At 58.8% G+C, this 20,194-nt stretch carries 19 protein-coding genes and 2 pseudogenes; 17 read left to right on the forward strand and 4 right to left on the reverse strand.

The genetic code is table 11. The annotated features are described in order from the left end of the window. Positions 1–58: 58 nt before the first annotated feature. The 4 genes from ABGT79_RS04905 to ABGT79_RS04920 are packed head-to-tail and all read left to right on the forward strand — an operon-like array spanning position 59 to position 5,217. Positions 59–1,063 carry an efflux RND transporter periplasmic adaptor subunit gene (locus ABGT79_RS04905; RefSeq protein WP_346665257.1) on the forward strand — a complete coding sequence of 335 codons (1,005 nt, stop codon included), beginning with the start codon at positions 59–61 and terminating at the stop codon, positions 1,061–1,063. Next, a complete protein-coding gene (locus ABGT79_RS04910; RefSeq protein WP_346665258.1) occupies positions 1,053–2,981 on the forward strand; it encodes an ATP-binding cassette domain-containing protein in 1,929 nt (642 codons plus the stop codon). The genes ABGT79_RS04905 and ABGT79_RS04910 overlap by 11 nt, the downstream gene beginning before the upstream one ends. Next, positions 2,978–4,105 carry an ABC transporter permease gene (locus ABGT79_RS04915; protein WP_346665259.1) on the forward strand — a complete coding sequence of 376 codons (1,128 nt, stop codon included), beginning with the start codon at positions 2,978–2,980 and terminating at the stop codon, positions 4,103–4,105. The genes ABGT79_RS04910 and ABGT79_RS04915 overlap by 4 nt, the downstream gene beginning before the upstream one ends. Positions 4,106–4,107: 2 nt before the next feature. Further along, positions 4,108–5,217, forward strand: a complete 1,110-nt coding sequence (locus ABGT79_RS04920) for an ABC transporter permease (RefSeq protein ID WP_346665260.1) — start codon at positions 4,108–4,110, stop codon at positions 5,215–5,217. Positions 5,218–5,494: 277 nt separating this feature from the next. On the opposite strand, the gene thiD is transcribed toward ABGT79_RS04920, so the two are convergent. Beyond that, positions 5,495–6,301, reverse strand: a complete 807-nt coding sequence (thiD, locus tag ABGT79_RS04925; RefSeq protein WP_346665261.1) for a bifunctional hydroxymethylpyrimidine kinase/phosphomethylpyrimidine kinase — start codon at positions 6,299–6,301, stop codon at positions 5,495–5,497. Positions 6,302–6,500: 199 nt separating this feature from the next. Here thiD and ABGT79_RS04930 point away from each other — a divergent pair, with 199 nt between their 5' ends. Then, complete coding sequence (locus ABGT79_RS04930; protein WP_346666654.1) at positions 6,501–7,877, forward strand: sodium:proton antiporter; 1,377 nt, start codon at positions 6,501–6,503, stop codon at positions 7,875–7,877. A 1,329-nt stretch (positions 7,878–9,206) separates the two neighbouring features. Here ABGT79_RS04930 and tnpA read toward each other — a convergent pair. From tnpA to ABGT79_RS04945, 3 genes and pseudogenes are all read right to left on the reverse strand, one after another. Continuing rightward, a pseudogene (gene tnpA, locus ABGT79_RS04935) lies at positions 9,207–9,645 on the reverse strand (IS200/IS605 family transposase). 223 nt (positions 9,646–9,868) lie between these two features. Next, entirely contained in the window at positions 9,869–10,612 is a 744-nt protein-coding gene (locus ABGT79_RS04940; RefSeq protein WP_346665262.1) for a YebC/PmpR family DNA-binding transcriptional regulator, read from the reverse strand. A 25-nt stretch (positions 10,613–10,637) separates the two neighbouring features. Then, positions 10,638–11,240: an RlmE family RNA methyltransferase gene (locus ABGT79_RS04945; protein ID WP_294483834.1), complete on the reverse strand. Its 603-nt coding sequence runs from the start codon at positions 11,238–11,240 to the stop codon at positions 10,638–10,640. A gap of 293 nt (positions 11,241–11,533) precedes the next feature. Here ABGT79_RS04945 and ABGT79_RS04950 point away from each other — a divergent pair, with 293 nt between their 5' ends. From ABGT79_RS04950 to ABGT79_RS05005, 12 genes and pseudogenes are all read left to right on the forward strand, one after another. After that, a complete protein-coding gene (locus ABGT79_RS04950; RefSeq protein ID WP_294483837.1) occupies positions 11,534–11,920 on the forward strand; it encodes a desulfoferrodoxin in 387 nt (128 codons plus the stop codon). Between the two features lie 6 nt (positions 11,921–11,926). Then, a pseudogene (rd, locus tag ABGT79_RS04955) lies at positions 11,927–12,076 on the forward strand (rubredoxin); the annotation flags it as partial. A 45-nt stretch (positions 12,077–12,121) separates the two neighbouring features. Further along, complete coding sequence (locus tag ABGT79_RS04960) at positions 12,122–12,289, forward strand: rubredoxin (RefSeq protein ID WP_346666655.1); 168 nt, start codon at positions 12,122–12,124, stop codon at positions 12,287–12,289. 18 nt (positions 12,290–12,307) lie between these two features. Next, positions 12,308–12,493 (forward strand): anaerobic ribonucleoside-triphosphate reductase, encoded by a 186-nt coding sequence (gene nrdD / locus ABGT79_RS04965; RefSeq protein ID WP_294483839.1) that lies wholly within the window; start codon positions 12,308–12,310, stop codon positions 12,491–12,493. A 23-nt stretch (positions 12,494–12,516) separates the two neighbouring features. Beyond that, positions 12,517–12,675, forward strand: a complete 159-nt coding sequence (gene rd / locus ABGT79_RS04970; protein WP_294483841.1) for a rubredoxin — start codon at positions 12,517–12,519, stop codon at positions 12,673–12,675. Between the two features lie 77 nt (positions 12,676–12,752). Further along, complete coding sequence (locus ABGT79_RS04975; protein WP_346665263.1) at positions 12,753–13,961, forward strand: MBL fold metallo-hydrolase; 1,209 nt, start codon at positions 12,753–12,755, stop codon at positions 13,959–13,961. Between the two features lie 119 nt (positions 13,962–14,080). Further along, positions 14,081–15,403, forward strand: coding sequence for a cytochrome ubiquinol oxidase subunit I (locus tag ABGT79_RS04980; RefSeq protein ID WP_346665264.1), 1,323 nt, complete (start codon positions 14,081–14,083; stop codon positions 15,401–15,403). A gap of 1 nt (position 15,404) precedes the next feature. Next, entirely contained in the window at positions 15,405–16,424 is a 1,020-nt protein-coding gene (gene cydB, locus ABGT79_RS04985; protein WP_346665265.1) for a cytochrome d ubiquinol oxidase subunit II, read from the forward strand. 278 nt (positions 16,425–16,702) lie between these two features. After that, a complete protein-coding gene (locus ABGT79_RS04990; RefSeq protein WP_346665266.1) occupies positions 16,703–16,999 on the forward strand; it encodes a hypothetical protein in 297 nt (98 codons plus the stop codon). A gap of 7 nt (positions 17,000–17,006) precedes the next feature. Beyond that, a complete protein-coding gene (cysK, locus tag ABGT79_RS04995) occupies positions 17,007–17,930 on the forward strand; it encodes a cysteine synthase A (protein ID WP_346665267.1) in 924 nt (307 codons plus the stop codon). Between the two features lie 6 nt (positions 17,931–17,936). Further along, positions 17,937–18,929 (forward strand): serine O-acetyltransferase EpsC, encoded by a 993-nt coding sequence (epsC, locus tag ABGT79_RS05000; RefSeq protein WP_346665268.1) that lies wholly within the window; start codon positions 17,937–17,939, stop codon positions 18,927–18,929. A 251-nt stretch (positions 18,930–19,180) separates the two neighbouring features. Continuing rightward, positions 19,181–20,191: an NAD(P)H-dependent glycerol-3-phosphate dehydrogenase gene (locus ABGT79_RS05005; protein ID WP_346665269.1), complete on the forward strand. Its 1,011-nt coding sequence runs from the start codon at positions 19,181–19,183 to the stop codon at positions 20,189–20,191. Positions 20,192–20,194 lie beyond the last annotated feature (3 nt).

The following is a 20,194-nucleotide window of genomic DNA, read 5'->3' on the forward strand; positions in this document are numbered from 1 at the left end:
GGTTTCTACCCTGAAAACAGAGAAAACTTTCCTGCCCTGAACACGAAAGAGGGCTGAAATGAAAAAGATTATCCTCATTCTTGCCGCGATGGCGATCCTTGTCGGCGGCTGGCTGTTCTGGCGTTTTTTGCCCTCCGACGAATCGCCGGACACGCTGAAGCTCTACGGCAATGTGGACATCCGTCAGGTGTCGCTGGCCTTTGAACAGGGCGGACGCGTCACGGAACTTTTTGCCGAGGAAGGCGACCGCGTGACGCGCGGTCAGCTGCTCGCCCGGGTGGACGTCACCGGCCTGAAGCTCGAAGCGGACAAGCTGCGCGCGGACATTGCGGCTCAGGAACAGAATCTGCTCAAGATGAAGAACGGCAACCGGCCGGAGGAAATCGCCCGGGCGGAAGCCGCGCTGCGCACGGCCGAGGCGTCTCTTGAACAGGCAAAGCGCAACGACGCGCGCATGGCCAGCCTGCGCCGCGGCAATTCCGTGAGCGCACAGGAGCGGGAAAACGCACAGACCTCGCTTCGCGTGGCGCAGGGGCAGCGCGACGAGGCGGCCCACGCCCTCGCGCTTCTGCGCGAGGGCTACCGCGACGAAGACATCGCCATGGCTGCGGCGCAGCTCTCCTCCGCCCGAGCGGCGCTCGCCGTCATGCAGCACAACATCGAACTCGGCGAGCTCTTCTCGCCCACGGAGGCGGTGGTCAGCTCCCGCCTGCTGGAGCCCGGCGACATGGCCTCTTCGGCCACGCCCGTATTTCTGCTTTCCCTCACCTCGCCCAAGTGGGTGCGCGCCTACGTGACGGAGCCGCAGCTCGGCCGCATCCGTCAGGGCATGAAGGCCGACATCCTCACCGACTCCTTCCCCGAAGCCGTGCCCGGTCGGGTGGGCTACATTTCGCCCACGGCGGAATTCACGCCTAAAAGCGTGCAGACCGAAGACCTGCGCACCTCGCTGCTCTACGAAGTGCGCATCGTGGCCGACGATGCCGGCGACCGTCTTCGTCTCGGCATGCCCGTGAGCGTTGTCGTTCATGAAGACGCGGCGGGAGTCCGCCATGACGACTGACGACGGAACACGCCTTTCTCAGCGCACGCCCGGCGACGGAATCGTGGTCAGCGCCCGCGCGCTCGGCAAGACGTTTGCGGGAAAGAACGCGACCGTCACCGCGCTTGCCTCGCTCGATCTGGACGTGCCCGCCGGAGCCATGACGGCCTTCGTGGGGCCGGACGGTGCGGGCAAGACCACCTTTCTGCGCATGATATGCGGCCTGCTTGCGCCTTCGAGCGGCACTCTCGCCGTGCTCGGTCGCGACGCCGCAAGGCAGAGTGCGGACATTCAGAGCCGCATCAGCTACATGCCGCAGAAGTTCGGTCTGTACGAAGACCTGAGCGTGATGGAAAACCTGAATCTCTACGCCGACCTGCACGGCGTGTCCGCCGAGACGCGGAAAACGCGCTTTTGCCGCCTGCTGGACATGACCGATCTTGCCCGCTTCACGGCGCGTCCCGCGGGCAAGCTCTCCGGCGGCATGAAGCAGAAGCTGGCCCTGGCCTGCACGCTGGTGCGCTCGCCGGAGCTGCTGCTGCTCGACGAACCTTCCGTGGGCGTGGATCCGCTTTCCCGGCGGGAGCTGTGGGCCATCATTGCCGGCATGGTGAAGGAGGAGAGGCTCTCCGTCATCGTGAGCACGGCCTACATGGACGAGGCCGAGCGCTGCGATCACGTGGTGGTTCTGCACGAAGGCAGGCTGCTGGCTCAGGGCACGCCGGAAGAACTGCGCCGACTGACCGCCGGGCTCTGCTTCGCCTCCGACGTTCCGCACGGCGTGAAGGCGCGCCGACTTCAGGCCTGGCTGCTCGATCAGCCCTCGCTCGTCATGGACGCCGTGCCCGAAGGCAGCCGCGTGCGCTTCGTGCTCTCGCCCGAATGCGGCAAAAACGGCATTCCGGAAGCGCTGCTTGCCCCTTCCGAAGGCGTGCTTCGCCTTCGGCCCGAAGACTGCCGCCCCGTCGCTCCCCGCCTCGAAGACAGCTTCATGTTTCTTCTCCGGCACAGGGACAACCCCGCGCCCGACGCTTCTTCCGACGCTGCCGTCGGCACAGGCTCCGGAACACCTGAACCGGATGCCGGAGCAGACCGACAGGGCGTCGGGTCAACGTCGCTCTCTTCCGGGGCAACGGCTTCCCCCGTCGACGCCTCTTCGCCGAACACTCCGGCAGGCGACGACGAACCCGTCATTGAAGTGCGCGACCTGGTGCGCAAATTCGGCGACTTCACCGCCGTGGCCAGCACGTCCTTTTCCGTGCGGCGCGGGGAGGTGTTCGGCCTGCTCGGGCCCAACGGCGCGGGCAAAACCACCACCTTCCGCATGCTCTGCGGTCTGCTGCCCGCCACCAGCGGCTATCTGCGCGTGGCCGGAGAAAATCTGCGCAAAGCCGCCGCGCACGCCCGCACCCGCGTGGGCTACGTTTCCCAGAAATTTTCCCTGTACGGCAATCTTTCCGTGCTGGAAAACCTGCGCTTCTTCGGCGGCGTGTACGGGCTCGGCCCCTTTGCCCTGCGCAGGCGCATCCGCGAAGTGCTGGAAGAATTCGACCTTGCCGGGCACGAACACGATTTGAGCGGCGCCATGCCGGGCGGCTTCAAGCAGCGTCTTTCCATGGCCGTGGGCATGCTGCACAAGCCGGAAATCCTTTTTCTTGACGAACCCACGAGCGGCATTGATCCGCTGGCACGCCGCGTGTTCTGGCGGCGCATCACCACGCTGTCGGACGAAGGCACCACCATCATCATCACCACGCACTTCATGGAGGAAGCCGAATACTGCGACCGCATGCTCATTCAGGACGCCGGACGGGTGCTCGCCCTCGGCACGCCGGACGAAGTGCGCGCGCAGGGCGGCAACTCCCCCACCATGGAAGAAGCCTTCATTCACATCGTGGAGCGCTCGCGGGCCGAACGCGCCGCAAAGGAGGGCTCATGAACGGATTCCTCCGCCGCCTGAAGGCGCTTACCATCAAGGAAATCAGGCAGATATCCAGAGATCCGAGCAGCATCATGATAGGCATCGCGCTGCCCATCATCCTGATTCTGATTTTCGGCTACGGCCTTTCTCTGGACGTGAAGAACGCGCCCGTGGCCGTGGTCATGGAAAAATCCACGCCGCTTGCGCGCGACGTGCTCGCCGGACTCAACGGCTCGGCCTATTTTTCGCCCCGCTACGCCGCCTCCATGCACGAGGCGGAAGTCATGCTCAAAAAACGCGAGGTGGACGCCATCATACGCACCGGCAGCGACTTCGACAGCCGCTTCGCCCGGGGGGACGCCGAGGTGCAGCTCATTCTGCACGGCGTGGATTCCACCACGGCCACGCTCATCGGTCAGTACGTCTCCGCGCTGCTCTCCCTGCACACGCAGATGAGTCTCGACCGGCAGGGAAAAAGCGCCCCGCAGCTTGCGGGCGTCGCCTCGGTGCAGAGCCGCATGTGGTTCAACGAGGCCGCCGACAGCACCTGGTACCTGGTGCCGGGGCTCATCGTCATCATCATGACTCTGGTGGGCGCGTTTCTCACGGCGCTCATCATGGCCAGAGAATGGGAACGCGGCACGCTGGAAGCCCTGTTCGTCTCGCCCGTGGGCCGCGCGGAAATTCTGCTCTCCAAGATCATTCCCTACTTCCTGCTCGGCATGGCCGGACTTCTGCTCTGCCTTGCGGCCGCGCGCTGGCTGTTTTCCGTGCCCATGCGCGGAAGCATGATCCTGTTTCTGCTCTGCTCCTCGCTGTATCTCATCGTGGCGCTCGGCATGGGACTGGCCATCTCCTCCGTGACGCGCAGTCAGTTTCTTTCCTGTCAGATTGCGCTCGTGGTGAGCTTTCTGCCCGCCATCATTCTTTCGGGCTTTCTCTTCGATCTGCGCAGCGTGCCCCTCGTGGCCCGCGTGGTGGGCAATATTCTGCCCGCCACCTACTACATGGAAATTCTGAAAACCCTGTTCCTCGCCGGAAACAACGCCTCCATTCTCCTGCGCGACTGTGCGGCCCTGCTCTTCTACGCCGTGCTCTTCATGGGAGTCGCCGTGCGCTTCACCCGCAAAAATCTGGACTAGCCATGCGCTTTCTTCTCCTGCTCCGAAGACTCCGCAGCCTCTGCATCAAAGAGCTGCTCATCATTCTCAAGGATCCGGCCAACCGGCTGGTGCTCATCGTGCCCGTGGTCATCCAGTCGTTCATCTTCGGCTACGCGGCCACCTACGACCTCAACTTCGTGCCCTACGTCGTGTGCGATCAGAGCCGCTCCCCCCTCTCCCGCGACCTCATCGCCCGCCTCGACGGTTCGGAAAAATTCTCCCGTCAGGCCACGCTCGACAGCACGGCCGAGGCCGAAAAATGGATCTACGACGGCAAGGCGCTGCTCGCCGTGCAGATAGGCAGCGACTTTGCCGACAAACTTCTCTCCGGCCAGAGTGCCGACATTCAGGTCATTCTCGACGGCCGCAATTCCACCACGGCCTCCATCGCGCAGGGCTACCTTGCCCAGATTGTGGAAGGCTGGAACGCCGCCCGCGGCATCAAATCCCCCGTGTCCATCGTCATGCGGGCATGGTTCAATCCGCAGCTCGAAACGCGCTGGAACATCATGCCCGGCATGCTGGCCTCGCTGAGCATCATTCAGATCATGCTGCTCGCCGCCCTTTCCGTGGCCAGAGAACGGGAACAGGGAACCTTCGATCAAATGCTGGTCACGCCGCTTTCGCCGTGGGAAATCCTCATCGGCAAGGCCATTCCGCCCATCGTGGTGGGACTCGCCCAGGCCGCGTTCATCCTCGTTATCTGCGTGCTCTGGTTTCACATTCCCTTTGCGGGAAGCTACGTCGATCTCTTTGTCGCCCTCGGCGTGTTCACCCTGAGCTGCGCCGGACTCGGTCTGTGCGTGTCCGCCATTTCCCTGAGCATGCAGCAGGCGCTCGTGTACTGCTTCGTCACGCTCCTGCCCATGATCCTGCTCTCCGGTCTGGCCACTCCCGTGAGCGCCATGCCAAAAGCCCTGCAGATCGCCACCTGCGCCAATCCGCTGCGCTTCGCCCTCGTGTGCGTGCGGAGCATCTATCTCGAAGGCTCCACGCTGGCCGACGTTGCGCAAAACTTCGTGCCCATGCTGGCCGTGGCCGCCGTCACGCTTCCGCTCGCGGGCTGGCTGTTCCGAAACCGGCTGAGCTGAGGCAAAAAAACAGAGTCCGCAAACGCTGAGACGGAAAAAGCGATCGCTCTCCAAAATGCCCGGAGCATGAAAAAGCGCGGCCGAAACGACCGCGCTCCATACTCGTGTGCAGCTCCACACATGCGTAATTCCGCTCAGCAAGCCCGGCCTGCTCTGTCCTTCAGACATCCGGTTCGTGCGCCCCTGAAAGTTACGGCCTGTTTGTGAACGTTTTCCCTCACGAACAGCGCTTCTGCGCTTCACGGCGCAACATCAGGGCCGAGCCTGCGGCCGCAGATCAGCGCTGCATGAGAGCGGCCATGTGATTGCAGGGGCCGTGCCCCTTGCCCGGCGCAAAGCTGTGACGAAGCGCCAGATTCAGAAACTCCTGCGCCTTTGTGACCGCCACTCGCAGCGGCATGCCGAGTGCGAGCTGCGCGGCAATGCCTGCGGAAAGCGTGCAGCCCGTGCCGTGACTGTTCTGCGTGTCCACATGCGGCTGACGAAGGGCCACGGGCTCGCACCCCTTTTCCAGCAGCCAGTCGGTCACGAAAACAGGATTGCCCTCGCAGTGACCGCCCTTCATGAGCACGGCCCGTGCGCCGCTCTTCAAAAGCCGCTCGCCCGCCTCAATGATGTCGTCCTCGGTTTTTATCGTCATGCAGGAAAAGAGTTCGGCCTCTGGACGGTTGGGCGTAAAGAGATCCGCTCGCGGCATGAGTCGCTCGCGCAGCGTAGCTATGCCCTCATCTTCCATGAGCTTGTGACCGCTCGTACTTACGCACACGGGATCCACCACCAGCGGAAAGGTCTGCGCGTCCAGAATGTCGGCCACCGCGTTGATGATGCCGGAATTGAACATCATCCCCGTCTTGGCCGCGTTCACGGGAAAGCCCTCCAGCACGGTGTTGAGCTGAAGCGCCACAAACTCGGGTTCCGGCGCATGAATGCCCGTCACCCCAAGGCCGTTCTGCGCGGTGAGCGCCGTAATCACGCTCATGCCGAACGTCCGCATCATGGTCATGGTCTTCAGATCGGCCTGTATGCCGGCTCCGCCGCCGGAATCGGACCCCGCAATGGTCAGAACATTCGGTATCTTCTGCATGAAACGCTCCTTTTTTCCTGCACTTTTCTTCCTGAGATGCACACAAAAGCCTTGCACCGTCAAGTTTCTCCCGCCGCCGAACCCCTAAAGTTCTTGATGGAACGCGTTTTTTTAGGTACAAGAAAACCTAATTCTATTTTTTCCCGAAAGGAGTCCGTGGATGCACCGTTTCAAATTCATTTCGGCCCTCCTTCTGGCGATGCTGCTTGTGCCGAGCATATGCCTCGCCGAAGGTCATTTCCAGCTGCCCAATGATCTTTCCATCATGTGGGTTGTGCCCTTTGTCTGCATGCTGCTTTCCATAGCCATCTGCCCCCTGGTGGTTCCTCATTTCTGGGAGCATCATTTCGGCAAGGTGGCCCTCTTCTGGGGACTGGCCTTCCTCGTTCCCTGCGCGCTCGTCTTCGGCTTCGGCAACGCCTTCTTCATCGCCGCCGAAAGCATCCTGCTTGAGTACGTGCCCTTCATTCTGCTGCTGCTCGCCCTCTTCACCGTGGCCGGCGGCATCCGCCTCAAGGGCACCCTCGTGGGCACTCCCATCGTGAACACCGCCATCCTGGCCGTGGGCACCATCCTCGCCAGCTGGATGGGCACCACCGGCGCCGCCATGCTTCTCATCCGTCCGCTGCTGCGCGCCAACGCCCACCGCAAATACCGCGTGCATCAGGTCGTGTTCTTCATCTTCCTCGTGGCCAACATCGGCGGCTCCCTCACTCCTCTGGGCGATCCGCCGCTGTTCCTCGGCTTCCTCAAGGGCGTGAGCTTCTTCTGGACCACCGTGCATCTCTTTATGAAGACGCTGCTGATCTCCGTCATCCTGCTCGCCCTCTACTTCGTCATCGACACCGTGCTCTTCAAGAAGGAAGGCAGCCCCGTTCCCGCCGACGCCGCCGGTTCCAAGGAAAAGCTCGGCTTTGAAGGCTGCATCAACTTCGTGTTCCTCGCCTGCATCGTGGCCAACACCCTCATCTCCGGTCAGTGGACCGGTCCCACCTTCCACATCTTCGGCGTTCCCATGGAACTGCAGAACGTCGTGCGCGACATCATGTACATCGTGATCGCCGTGGCTTCCTGGAAGGCTACCGACATGGGCTGCCGCACCCGCAACAACTTCACCTGGGCCCCCATTGAAGAAGTCGCCAAGCTGTTCATCGGCATCTTCCTCAGCATGATTCCCGCCATCGCCATCCTGAAGGCCGGCTCCGACGGCGCTCTCGCCGCCGTGGTGAACCTCACCACCGACGCCGAAGGTCATCACGTGACATCCATGTTCTTCTGGATGACCGGTCTGCTGTCCTCCTTCCTGGACAACGCTCCCACCTACCTCGTGTTCTTCAACACCGCAGGCGGCAACGCCGCGCAGCTCATGACCGACGGCGAAGTGCTGGCTGCCATTTCCGCCGGCGCGGTGTTCATGGGCGCCAACACCTACATCGGCAACGCGCCGAACTTCATGGTGAAGGCCATCTCCGAAGAACAGGGCGTCAAGATGCCCAGCTTCTTCGGCTACATGGCCTGGTCCGTCGGCATTCTCTGCCCGCTCTTCGCCCTCATCACCTTCCTGTTCTTCATGTAATCTCCGTCTGAACCTCGTCAAAGGGGCCGCGTCCATTCCGGGCGCGGCCCCTTTGGTACATAAAGACCTATTAAGGAAATTTTTGACAATAGGTATCACATCTAACTCATATAGACTATTATCCATTGATTTATTACGTACTTTTCTTGCCTGCATTGTTTGCATTTTACATTTTGATTGGCATTTTATCCCACAGGGATACCTTGCTGTAGAGATATTTTTCATATTATCTGGTTTTTTCTTTTCCCAAAAAGATTTTAATTCTATAAAGCAAAACAATTTTATTTTATATTTTACTAAAAGAATAAAACCATTGTATTATTGGTATATACTGGCATGCATATGTTATATTATATTTATATATAAACATTTTTCATTACATACTATATTAAATGCTCTTCTTTTATGGCCACAAATCGGCATTTCTTCGCCTTGGGGATGCGGTTCTTGGTGGTTTATCGGTGTGTATATATATGTATATATATTATATTTAGGACTTTTTTATTTACTAAGTAAACAACTTTCCGTTTTTATTACTGGAATTATTATATTTTTATGTATAGGTATATTATACCACCAGAGTCCAGTACACGGTCTCAATTTTACTAATGAGTTATTCATATTTGGCATGTCATTTGGCATGCTGAGAGGGTTCATAGCATTTGGCATAGGAATTTTACTAGGCGTTATAAATATAAATATTTCTCAGAAACGATCAATATTAATAAGTATTTTGTTTATATTATTACTATTATATATAATGACACATCCTGTAACTCCAATATATGATTTTTTGATATATCCTATATCTTTTATTGGAATTATGCATCTATATAATATAAAATTAAGATACAAATCATATATTATAAATAATATACCTCTTATTATGTATTTATTTCATATGATCATTATACAACTGATGTCATCAAATATTAAATCACTTTTTAATAAATATTTAATTCTTTATGTAATACTTGTCATATTTATATCATTATCTATTATCGTATTAAATATATTGGCTAAAAAATTATTATGTAATATTAAGTTTATTAATAAAATAATGGATTATATTATAAAATATTAATTTTTCATGGCTTTTGAAATATTTTAAACAAAAAAAATTATTCAATATATACTAATTGTAAAATTATTTTTATAATTCATAGTAATAACATTTTATATTTTATATAAATTTATCATTGCTTATAAGCGATATACATATTATATTTTTTATTTTCTTATCTGCTTAAAGATCACACAGAGCTCCCATATGGACCTATAAGACTTCTACCAGCCGCGCCCGGCAAGATCATATACTGGACATCTGCATCACTGTTGCCGGCGGTCCGCAAGCCGGCTTCCGGTATACGGGATGCTCAACCGTTCTCCGAGTTTATCCTCACCAGCTGATGCCTGATGTATTCAGTTATCTTTGTCGTGTTCTTACCACTGTGTCGACATAGTAACCTCGGCACCAGAACTCCCGATTGCGATATTTGAATTCAGCTTACCGAACTGCTTATATATCATCTGGCTGCTCTTTCCTTCAAATATCCAATGAACGCCGATACCTCATCTTGGGCGGCATCTCAAGCAACATAATGGATATGGTCGGGACAACATTCCTCTTCTACTATGCTCACGCTCTTCCGCGCACATGATTTCCGTAATATTTCTCCTATGGCCCTTTTCCTCTCACCATGAAAAAACTGTCGGCGATATTTTGGTGCAACGCCACGTGATATTTGAAGTTCCATTTCGTATGCACTAACTTCTTTGCCTCACCCTTTGTGACCTCCTTTTGATTTGCTTATGAGCGCAGTTGCCAGACCACACCCCTTTCTTAGCAAATCAAAAGGAGTAGTTATAACTTACGCATAACTATAAGTTTTCGGCCCCCACCCCAGCTGTTTTTCTTTTAACCAAAAAAGCCCCCTTTCCGAAAAGGAAAGAGGGCCCGGGCTCACGCCCAAAACTCGCGGATGCGCGCCTTACGCTTCGGGATCGAAGTCTTCAGGGAAGTCGGCGTTGGTGTACACGTTCTGCACGTCGTCGAGCTCTTCCAGCGCGTCGGTGATGCGCATGAGCTTCTGCGCGGTGTCGGCGTCCACGGGAACCAGCACGCGGGGAACCATGGCAAGCTGCGCTTCCATCATTTCCACGCCCTGACCTTCCAGGGTTTCGCGAACGGTGTTGAAATCAGCCATGGCGGTGCGCACTTCCCAGGTGTCGTCGTTGTCCTGCACGTCGTCGGCGCCGGCTTCGAGCACCATGTTCATCACGGTCTCTTCATCCGGATACTTTTCCTTGTCCAGGGTGATCACACCCAGGTGATCGAACTGGAACGCCACGGAACCGCTTTCGCCCATGGCTCCGCCGTACTTCGTGAACACGTGACGCACTTCGGCCACGGTGCGGTTCTTGTTGTCGGTGGCAGTTTCCACAATGATGGCCACGCCGCCCGCGCCGTAGCCTTCGTACATGATTTCGGTGATGTCGCCGCCCGCGTCCTGACCGGTGCCCTTGCGGATGGCGGCTTCAATCTTGTCCTTGGGCAGGTTCACGGCCTTGGCGGCGGCGATGGCGGAACGCAGACGGGCATTGCCGGCAGGGTCCCCACCGCTCTTGGCGGCGATGATGATTTCCTTGGCGGCCTTGGTGAATGCCTTGCCTCGCTTGGCGTCCTGAGCACCCTTGCGAAGTCTGATGTTTGCCCATTTGTTATGTCCCGACATGTAAGCCTCCGAAACAGAAAAATGTTTATCCCTGAACAGGGCCCTTGAACCCCATGCCGACTTCAAAAATTTCCTTGCTTTCGGCGCGGGAGCTCTTGGGTTTGAATGTTTTTACCGTGGCAAAGCGCGCGCGGAGCGCCTTTGCCAGTTCCTGAAAATCCGGCCCCATGAATATCTTGGCGATGAAGCCGCCGCCCGGCTTCAGATAGCGGTCGGCCACCTCCACGGCTTCCAGACACAGCTCCAGAGAACGGGCCTGATCGGTGAACTTCGTTCCCGTTGTGCGCGGGGCCATATCGCTGATGACCATGTCGAACGGCCCCTTTTCTTCGAGAAGAGCCTCGAACTCGGGCGTGCGTTCAAAAACGTTTTCCTGCAGGAAGGTCACGTTCGGGGGAAAGGTCGTATCGGTGCTCTGCAGATCGCAGGAAAGCACGAGACCTTTCTGACCCACGCGCTCCGCGGCGTACAGAGACCACGAACCGGGAGCCGCGCCGAGATCGAGCACCTTCATGCCGGGCCTGAAAAGGCGGAAAGCCCTGTCCATCTCCTTGAGCTTGTAAACGGAGCGGGCAGGGTAATGTTCCTCTTTGGCCTTAAGAAAATAATAATCGCGATATACTTTCATGGCTGCTCGGGACTGTGTACCGTATTTCCTGGCGGTCGCCAAGTAAATTCCGGGCGGAAATTTTTTGCGGGAAATCTTGTATCACAAACCTTTTTTCTTTTCCAGTCTCTTGACGGGGCTTTTCCCGGCAGGACAAGACGGATTTCAGACTCATGGAAACGGCCGGCGAGTCGCCCCGCCCGGGCCGCACGCAAAATTTGGACTTGACTTCTTATCGAGAATAATTATTGTTTATTTGATGCCGCGAAAAACATTTCGCGCAAGCCAACCATCTTCTACCAGGAGAATGAGTCATGCCTGCAAGATATGAAGTATACCAGTGCAAACATTGTGGAAATATTGTTGAAGTGCTGCATGGCGGCGCTGCCCCCCTCATCTGCTGCGGCGAACCCATGAAGCTTCTGCGCGAAGGCTCTACCGACGGCGCCAGCGAAAAGCACGTCCCCGTCATTGAAAAGACCGAAAACGGCTACAAGGTGAAGGTCGGTTCTGCCGCGCATCCCATGGCCGAAGATCACTACATCGAATGGATCGAACTTCTGGCCGACGGCGTTTCCCACATTGCCTTCCTGAACCCCGGCGACGCTCCCGAAGCCGAATTCTGCGTGAAGGCCGACAAGGTCACCGCCCGCGAATTCTGCAACAAGCACGGCCTCTGGAAGGCCGAATATCAGGGCTGATCGACCATGAAGAAGTACATCTGCAACGTCTGCGGCTACGAATACGATCCCGCCAAGGGCGATCCCGATTCCGGCATCGCTCCCGGCACCGCCTTTGAAGACATCCCCGAAGACTGGGTCTGCCCCGTCTGCGGCGCTTCCAAGGCCGACTTCGAGGCCGTGGAAGGCGAAGAGCCCAAGGCCGAAAAGGGCGAGAAGGACATGTCCATGTGGCAGTGCCAGGTAGGCAACTGCGGCTACATCTACCGCCCCGAAAAGGGCGACCGCAAGGGCAAGATTCCCGCCGGAACCCCGTTTGAAGACCTGCCCGACGACTGGCACTGCCCCGTCTGCGGCGCAAGCAAGAAAATGTTCAAAAAGCTCGCCTAGCGGGCAAAGAGAAGCATTATGGTTCACTGCAAAACTTCCGCGAGCGCCTGCGCGGAGCAGACCATGCTCGGCGCCGGCGTCAGGTTTGAACGCATACGCCGCATCACCGGCTATCTGGTCGGCACGCTCGACCGCTTCAACGACGGCAAGCGCGCGGAAGAACACGACAGGGTCAAACACTGCAACATGGAAAACTGGCGCTGAGCCGCTCTCAAGGAGACACACCGATGGAAAAGTACATCTGCAACGTCTGCGGTTACGAATACGATCCCGCCAAGGGCGATCCCGATTCCGGCATCGCTCCCGGCACCGCCTTTGAAGACATCCCCGAAGACTGGGTCTGCCCCGTCTGCGGCGCTTCCAAGGCCGACTTTGAAGCCGCGTAATTGCTGACAAGATTGTCCGCGGGCAGCCTTCTTCGGAAGGCTTCCCGCTTTTTTTGTTTTACCCCGCCGAGGAAATCATGAGACCTGTTGAACTGAAAAAGGATATTTACTGGGTCGGCGCCGTCGATTTCGACATCCGCAACTTCCATCACTACAGCCGCTCCCCCGAGGGCAGCACCTACAACGCCTATCTCGTGTGCGACGAAAAGAAGGTGCTCTTCGACACCGTGAACGCTCACGAATTTGAAACCCTGGCCAAGCACATTGCCGAAATCACGGATCCCGAGAGCATCGACTACATCGTGTGCAACCACCTTGAACAGGATCACTCCGGCGCGCTTCCCCGCATCGTGAAGCTCTGCAAGCCCGAAAAGATCTTCTGCTCGGCCATGGGCTACAAGTCCATGACCAATATTTATAATACCGAAGGGTGGCCCATCGAAGTGGTCAAGGACGGCCAGCGCCTGAACATCGGCAAGCGCAACGTCACCTTCCTCGAAACCCGCATGCTGCACTGGCCCGACAGCATGGTGTCCTACCTCGAAGAAGACAAGGTGCTCTTCAGCAACGACGCCTTCGGTCAGAACATCGCGAGCTCCTACCGCTTCGCCGACGAATGCGACCGCCACCAGCTTCATGAATCCATGAAGCGCTACTACTACAACATCGTGCTGCCCTACTCGCCCCAGGTGCTCAAGACCCTGAAACGCGTCACCGATCTCGGTCTGCAGTTCGACATCATCGCTCCCGATCACGGTCTCATCTACCGCACGCCCGAAGACGTGAAGTTCGTCATCGACTCCTACCTCGAATTTGCCCAGCAGAAGCCCAAGAAGCGCGCCGTCATCGCCTACGAAAGCATGTGGAACGGCACCGCCAAGATGGCTGAAGCCGTGGCCGACGGTCTGGAACAGGAAAACGTGCCCTACGTGCTCATCAACCTGCAGACCTGCCACTGCAGCGACGTGATGACCGAACTTGCCGACAGCGGCGCGCTCATTCTCGGTTCCGCCACGCGCAACAACATGCCCATGGTGAACATGATGGCCTGCCTCGCCCATGTGAAGGGCCTGCGTCCGCAGAACCTCGTGGGCGCCACCTTCGGCACCTACGGCTGGTCCGGCGAAGCTCCCAAGATGATGGCCGACGCCCTTGCCGACATGAAGGTCGAACTCGTGGGCGAACCGCTCAAGTGCTATTTCAACCCCAAGAAGGAAGATCTTGAGAAGAGCCGCGAACTCGGCGTCGCCGTGGCCCGCGCCCTCAAGGAAAAGTGCGGGGACTAACCGCCTGAAACCTTAATCGCCCGGGCGCTTCCGTTCTCGCGGAAGCGTTCGGGCGACATGGCCGATTACGGCAGAGACTCGTCCTTCCTACGTCGCCGACGAGCACCAAGGAGCAAATCATGGATCTTATCCTCCTCTCCCGCCTTCAGTTCGCCATGACCGTGTTCTTCCACTTCATCTTCGTGCCGCTCACCCTGGGCCTTTCCGTGCTGCTCGCCATCATGGAAACCCTGTACGTGCGCACCGGAGACGAAGACTACAAGAGAATGGTCAAATTCTGGGGCAAACTCTTCCTCATCAACTTTGTTCTGGGCGTGGTCACGGGCATCACGCTTGAGTTCCAGTTCGGCACCAACTGGTCCCGCTACTCCGCCTACGTGGGCGACATCTTCGGCTCTCTGCTGGCCATTGAAGCCACGGTGGCCTTCTTCCTCGAATCCACCTTCGTGGCCGTGTGGACCTTCGGCTGGGAACGCGTGAGCAAGAAGGTTCACTGCTTCGCCATCTGGATGGTCGCCATCGCCGGCAACATTTCCGCCCTGTGGATCATTCTCGCCAACGGCTTCATGCAGCATCCCGTGGGCTACGTCATCCGCAACGGCCGCGCGGAACTCGACGACTTTCTTGCCGTGGTCACCAATCCCTACGCCTGGGGCGAATATTTCCACACCGTTTCCTCCGCCTGGATGCTCGGCGGCTTCTTCGTGCTCGGCGTAGCCGCATGGCATCTCGCCCGCAAGAATGAAACCTCCCTGTTCACCAAGGCCGTGCGCGTGGCCGCTCCCTTCACGCTCGTCATGGCTCTGCTCGTCGGCCTCGCCGGCCATCAGCAGGGCATGAACGTAGCCGAATATCAGCCCGCCAAGATGGCCGCCATGGAATCCCACTGGACCACCCAGACCAGAGCTCCCATGTACCTCATTGCCTGGCCCGATCAGGAAAACGGCCGCAACCTTGTTGAAGCGCTGCCCATTCCCGGCCTCATGAGCTTCATCGCCTTCAACGACGTGAACGCCGAAGTCAAGGGCCTCAGCGACATTGCCAAGGAAGACATTCCGCCGGTGCTGCCCACCTTCCTGTCGTTCCGCATCATGGTGGGCCTCGGCTGCCTGTTCATTCTCGTGGCCGCCTGGGCCTGGTGGCGGCGCAAGGATCTGGCCGCCGACACGCGCCTTGCCAAAATTCTGCCCTGGATGATTCCGCTGCCCTACATCACCATCATGCTCGGCTGGACCGTGGCCGAAGTGGGCCGTCAGCCCTGGATCGTGTACAATCTCATGCGCACCTCGGACGCCGTGTCCCCCGTGCCCACGAGTTCCGTGCTCATTTCCGTCATCGCCTTCCTTGTGATCTACACGCTGCTCGGTCTCATCGACATCTGGCTGCTGTATTCCAACTCCCGCAAGGGTCCCGAACCTGTCAAAGCCGCTGAGGAGGCGTAACATGGAAACGATCTGGTTCTTCCTCTGGACGCTTTTGTGGGCCGTGTACTTCATTCTCGACGGCTTCGACCTCGGCATGGGCACCCTCATGCCCTTCGTGGCCTCCAACGATCATGAGCGCCGCGTCATCTACAACGCGCAGGGCCCCTACTGGGACGGCAACGAAGTGTGGCTCATCACCGCCGGCGGCGTGACCTTCGCCGCCTTCCCCAACGCCTACGCCGTCATGTTCAGCGCGCTCTACGCTCCCCTGCTCATCCTGCTGTTCTGCCTCATCTTCCGCGCCGTGGCCTTTGAATTCCGCGGCAAGGGCGATTCCTGCACCTGGATCTTCAGCTGGGATGTGTGCATGACCCTCGGCAGCTTCCTGCCCGCGCTTCTGCTCGGCGTGGCCTTCGCCAACCTGTTCATGGGCATCCCCATCGACGAAAACGGCGTGTACCACGGCAACATCCTGAAGCTCCTCAATCCCTACGGCCTGGCCGGCGGCGTGCTCTTCGTGGTGATGTTCTGCTATCACGGCGCGCTCTGGCTGGAACTCAAGTCCGAAGGCAATCTCCAGGCGAAGGCCCTCAAGGCCGCCCGCGTGCTCTGGCCCGTTCTGCTCGCCCTGGTGCTGCTCTTCCTGGCCCTCACCGGCCACTTCACCGAAAGCTTCACCCGCCTTGCGCAGCATCCCGCCGCCTACGCGGCCCTCGCCCTGGCCGTCATCGGCCTCGTGGGCAGCCGCCTCGCCCTCAACAACTGCACCCTCGTCGCCTGGCTGTGCAGCGCCCTGTTCATTCTCGGCCTGACCTTCTTCGGCGTGTTCGGCATGTATCCCGGCATCATTCTTTCCAGCATTGATCCGGCCTACAGCATCACCGTGTTCAACGCCGCCTCCAGCCCCCTCACCCTGAAGATCATGCTCACCGTCACGCTCTGCGCCGTGCCCGTGGTGCTCCTCTACCAGGCCTGGGTGTACTGGACCTTCGCCCACAAGGTGACCAAGGAAGTGCTCAAGGACGAACATTCCTACTAACGGAAAGACGTTCTTCCGCTGTTTCGGGGCCGACGTGCAATCTGCGCGCCGGCCCTTTTCTTACCCGGAAACGTCCTGCTCCGAACAGACGGACTTTCCGGCGTCCTTCGGCACAGGCGCAGAACAAAAAAGATCCGCTTTCCGACTCGACCGAAGAAAACATAGCGGAAAGGTAGGAATTTTTATTCCGTCGCCCCTTTCCGGCCTTGCCAAGACAAGACAAAAGGTTATCGTAAGTAACAGGCCCAAGCGGCCACATCACCAAAAGCGAGGACACCATGTCAGCACCCAGTGAAGACGCGCCCAAACCCAACCTTCAGGTCGCCGCCCGCGTGGAAGAGCTTCTCCGGGAACAGCTTGAGGAAATGGGCGTGAACCCCCGCAAGCTGAAGCCCGAGGAAATCGCCGCCAACATGACCTGTCACATCGCGCCGGACAACAGCATGACGTACCTGTGGAAAAACGAGCCCATACTCCACGTCACGCCCGAAAAGCGCGAACACGACGGCGAAACCTCCGTTCTCTGGCGCATGTTCACCAAGGACGACATTCCCTCCCTCCCAGATCATTCGTGAGGCGTCTATGAATATTCTCGATACCATCGGGCACACGCCGCTCATCTATCTGAACCGCGTGTCCGCAGAACTTCCGGCTAAAATCTTCGTCAAATACGAAGCCCGCAACCCCGGCGGCTCCATCAAGGACAGAGCCGCGCTCGGCTACGTGCGCGCCGCCATCCGCGAAGGCGCGCTGGCTCCCGGCGGCACCGTGGTGGAAGCCACCAGCGGCAACCTCGGCATCGGCCTTGCCGTGGTGTGCGGCAAAATGAATCTGCGTCTCATCCTCACCATGCCCGCCTCGGCGAGCAGGGAACGCATCGCCCTGCTCCGCGCCATGGGCGCGGAAGTCGTGCTCACCCCGGCCGAAGAAGGCATGCAGGGCGCGCAGAACAAGGTGGAGGAACTGCTCGCCTCCATTCCCGGAGCCTACCGTCCCAACCAGTTCAGCAATCCCGTGGGGCCGCGCGTTCACTACTCCACCACCGGCGTGGAAATTCTGGAAGACTGCCGCAAGGAAGGCTTCGTGCCGCAGGCCTTCGTGGCCGGCATCGGTTCGGGCGCCACGCTCATGGGCGTCAGCCTCCGGCTCAAGGAAGCCAATCCCTCCATCCGCTGCTTTGCCGTGGAACCCGCGGAATCGCCGGTGCTCTCCGAAGGCCGCAGCGGTCCGCACGGCATTCAGGGCATCGGCGCGAACTTCGTGCCCGAAGTGTTCGACCGCTCTCTCGCGGACGGCATTCTCACGGTGAGCACCGAAGACGCCATGGAAACGGCCCGCATGCTCATGGCCCGCGAATCCATGAGCTGCGGCATCACCTCGGGCGCCAACGTGCGCGCCGCCATGAATCTGGCACAGCTTCCCGAATTTGCGGGAAAACATATTGTCACCGTCGCCCCCGACACCGGGGAACGGTATCTCTCCACTCCTCTCTTTTCCAAGGAATAAGCGTTCATGACCCCCTGCCATCCCGCTCCAGACATGGAACTGGCCCTCTCCCGCATGCGCGAACTCGATGAAGTGACCGAAGCGCTCTGCCGTCCGGAATCGCTTGCCACCGTGCTCAATGCCAAAGACTGCTCCACGCCCCTGCCCTCCCAGGAGGTGCTCAAGGAATTGATGGAGCGCCTCAAGGCCGTGCTCTTCCCCGGCTACTTCGGCCCTTCCCACGTGCACAGGGAATCCCTGCGCTACCACATCGCCGCCAATCTCGATTCCATCTTCCGCCTGCTCAGCGAACAGATCCGCAGAGGCGGCTGCTTCGCCTGCGCCGACTATGTGAACGACTGCCGCGGCTGCGACGTGGCTTCCAAGGAAATGGCCATGAAGTTCATGCAGCGCATTCCCGCCATCCGCGACATGCTGGCCCAGGACGCCCGCGCCGCCTACGAAGGCGATCCCGCCGCCACGAGCCCCGGCGAAACGGTGTTCTGCTACCCCTCCATGCTCACCATGATCCATCACCGCATCGCCCACGAACTCTATAAGCTGAACGTGCCCATCATTCCCCGCATCATCGGAGAAATGGCCCATTCCCGCACGGGCATCGACATTCATCCCGGCGCGCAGATCGGCGAAAACTTCTTCATCGATCACGGCACCGGCGTGGTCATCGGCGAAACCTGCATCATCGGCAAGGGCTGCCGCCTCTATCAGGGCGTGACGCTCGGCGCGCTTTCCTTCTCCAAAAACGCGGACGGCACGCTCGTCAAGGGCATTCCCCGCCACCCCATTCTCGAAGACAACGTCACCGTGTATGCCGGAGCCTCCATTCTCGGCCGCATCACCATAGGCAAGGGCTCGGTCATCGGAGGCAACGTGTGGCTCACCCACAGCGTGCCCGAAGGCAGCCGCATCGTGCAGAGCGGCCCCAAGGCCAAGCCCGGAGAAAGCCTCACGGGCAAGTGCGAAAAACCTCACGCTTCCGAAGAAAAGAAGCACGACTGACAACGCGAGGGGTCCGGCAAAAGCCGGGCCCCTCGATCGGTTAATGCGGGGGTACGGTCAAGGCATGAGGCGCGGCAAGCGCCCCGCCTTCAAAAACGGGTGTTCGTTTCCCGGGCGTCCCGCAGGAGCTCTCCGCCTTTCCGCGCTCTCTTCCTGCCGAAAAAACACGCCTTTCCGGGCAGGCCCCTGAAATTCTGTCATGTTCCCGTCACACTTTCGGGCCATACTGCCGCAAGCAAAGGAGCAGTTTCATGACAGCAGACATCCTTCACGTCGCCGTGGCCGGCGGCGGAAGCTGGGGCACGGCCCTCGCCCATGTGCTGGCCTCGGCCGGACACGACGTCACCATCGTTCTCCGCGACCCCGCCGCAGCGCGCGCCGTCAACGAACGGCACGAAAATCCGCGCTATCTGCCCGGCAAGGCGCTGCATCCCGGCGTGAAGGCATCCCTGTCGCCGGACGCAATACGCTGCTGCAATCTGCTCGTGCTGGCCGTGCCGTGCCAGCATCAGCGGGCCTGGCTGGCCTCCATGCGGCCCGTGATTGCCGAGCGCTGCGTCATCGTCAACGCTTCCAAGGGGCTGGAAAACGGCACCTGCCTCACCATGAGCCGCGTGGTCATGGAAGAACTCTCCGCCCTCTCTCCCCGCTACGCCGTGCTTTCCGGCCCGTCGTTTGCGGCGGAAGTCATGGACGGTCAGCCCACGGCCGTGGTGCTCGGCTGCGAAAACGACGCCCTCGGCGCGCGACTCCGGGAAATCTTTTCCACGCCCTTTTTCCGCTGCTATTCCAGCTCCGACGTCACGGGCGTGGAAATGGGCGGTGCGCTCAAGAACGTCATGGCCATTGCCGCAGGCATCGGCGACGGGCTCGGCTTCGGCTCCAACGCCCGCGCCGCGCTCATCACGCGCGGGCTCGCGGAACTCTCCCGACTCGGCACGGCCATGGGAGCCCGACCCCTCACCTTCATGGGCCTTTCCGGCCTCGGCGATCTTGTGCTGACCTGCACGGGCGGACTCTCCCGCAACCGTCAGGTGGGCATCCGCCTCGGCAAGGGAGAAAAGCTCGACGACATCGTCGCCTCGCTCGGCATGGTGGCCGAAGGCGTGAAAACCGCCTCTGCCGCCCGCGCGCTGGCAACAAAGCTGAACGTGTCCGCGCCGGTCACCGAAGCCATGTGCCGGGTGCTCTACGAAAACGCCGATCCGGCGGCGGCCGTGCGCGAACTGATGGAACGCCCCCTCAAGGAAGAGCTGGCCTGACGG

Origin of the sequence: uncultured Mailhella sp. (assembly GCF_963931295.1) — a bacterium.
Classification (GTDB): Bacteria; Desulfobacterota; Desulfovibrionia; order Desulfovibrionales; family Desulfovibrionaceae; genus Mailhella.

What these genes read in the sequence shown, in the direction of transcription:
- ABGT79_RS04905 (WP_346665257.1), top strand. Translation starts at nt 59, where the DNA reads ATGAAAAAGATTATCCTCATTCTTGCCGCGATGGCGATCCTTGTCGGC.
- ABGT79_RS04910 (WP_346665258.1), top strand. Translation starts at nt 1,053, where the DNA reads ATGACGACTGACGACGGAACACGCCTTTCTCAGCGCACGCCCGGCGAC.
- ABGT79_RS04915 (WP_346665259.1), top strand. Translation starts at nt 2,978, where the DNA reads ATGAACGGATTCCTCCGCCGCCTGAAGGCGCTTACCATCAAGGAAATC.
- ABGT79_RS04920 (WP_346665260.1), top strand. Translation starts at nt 4,108, where the DNA reads ATGCGCTTTCTTCTCCTGCTCCGAAGACTCCGCAGCCTCTGCATCAAA.
- thiD (WP_346665261.1), bottom strand. Translation starts at nt 6,301, where the DNA reads ATGCAGAAGATACCGAATGTTCTGACCATTGCGGGGTCCGATTCCGGC.
- ABGT79_RS04930 (WP_346666654.1), top strand. Translation starts at nt 6,501, where the DNA reads ATGCTGCTTGTGCCGAGCATATGCCTCGCCGAAGGTCATTTCCAGCTG.
- ABGT79_RS04940 (WP_346665262.1), bottom strand. Translation starts at nt 10,612, where the DNA reads ATGTCGGGACATAACAAATGGGCAAACATCAGACTTCGCAAGGGTGCT.
- ABGT79_RS04945 (WP_294483834.1), bottom strand. Translation starts at nt 11,240, where the DNA reads ATGAAAGTATATCGCGATTATTATTTTCTTAAGGCCAAAGAGGAACAT.
- ABGT79_RS04950 (WP_294483837.1), top strand. Translation starts at nt 11,534, where the DNA reads ATGCCTGCAAGATATGAAGTATACCAGTGCAAACATTGTGGAAATATT.
- ABGT79_RS04960 (WP_346666655.1), top strand. Translation starts at nt 12,122, where the DNA reads ATGTCCATGTGGCAGTGCCAGGTAGGCAACTGCGGCTACATCTACCGC.
- nrdD (WP_294483839.1), top strand. Translation starts at nt 12,308, where the DNA reads ATGGTTCACTGCAAAACTTCCGCGAGCGCCTGCGCGGAGCAGACCATG.
- rd (WP_294483841.1), top strand. Translation starts at nt 12,517, where the DNA reads ATGGAAAAGTACATCTGCAACGTCTGCGGTTACGAATACGATCCCGCC.
- ABGT79_RS04975 (WP_346665263.1), top strand. Translation starts at nt 12,753, where the DNA reads ATGAGACCTGTTGAACTGAAAAAGGATATTTACTGGGTCGGCGCCGTC.
- ABGT79_RS04980 (WP_346665264.1), top strand. Translation starts at nt 14,081, where the DNA reads ATGGATCTTATCCTCCTCTCCCGCCTTCAGTTCGCCATGACCGTGTTC.
- cydB (WP_346665265.1), top strand. Translation starts at nt 15,405, where the DNA reads ATGGAAACGATCTGGTTCTTCCTCTGGACGCTTTTGTGGGCCGTGTAC.
- ABGT79_RS04990 (WP_346665266.1), top strand. Translation starts at nt 16,703, where the DNA reads ATGTCAGCACCCAGTGAAGACGCGCCCAAACCCAACCTTCAGGTCGCC.
- cysK (WP_346665267.1), top strand. Translation starts at nt 17,007, where the DNA reads ATGAATATTCTCGATACCATCGGGCACACGCCGCTCATCTATCTGAAC.
- epsC (WP_346665268.1), top strand. Translation starts at nt 17,937, where the DNA reads ATGACCCCCTGCCATCCCGCTCCAGACATGGAACTGGCCCTCTCCCGC.
- ABGT79_RS05005 (WP_346665269.1), top strand. Translation starts at nt 19,181, where the DNA reads ATGACAGCAGACATCCTTCACGTCGCCGTGGCCGGCGGCGGAAGCTGG.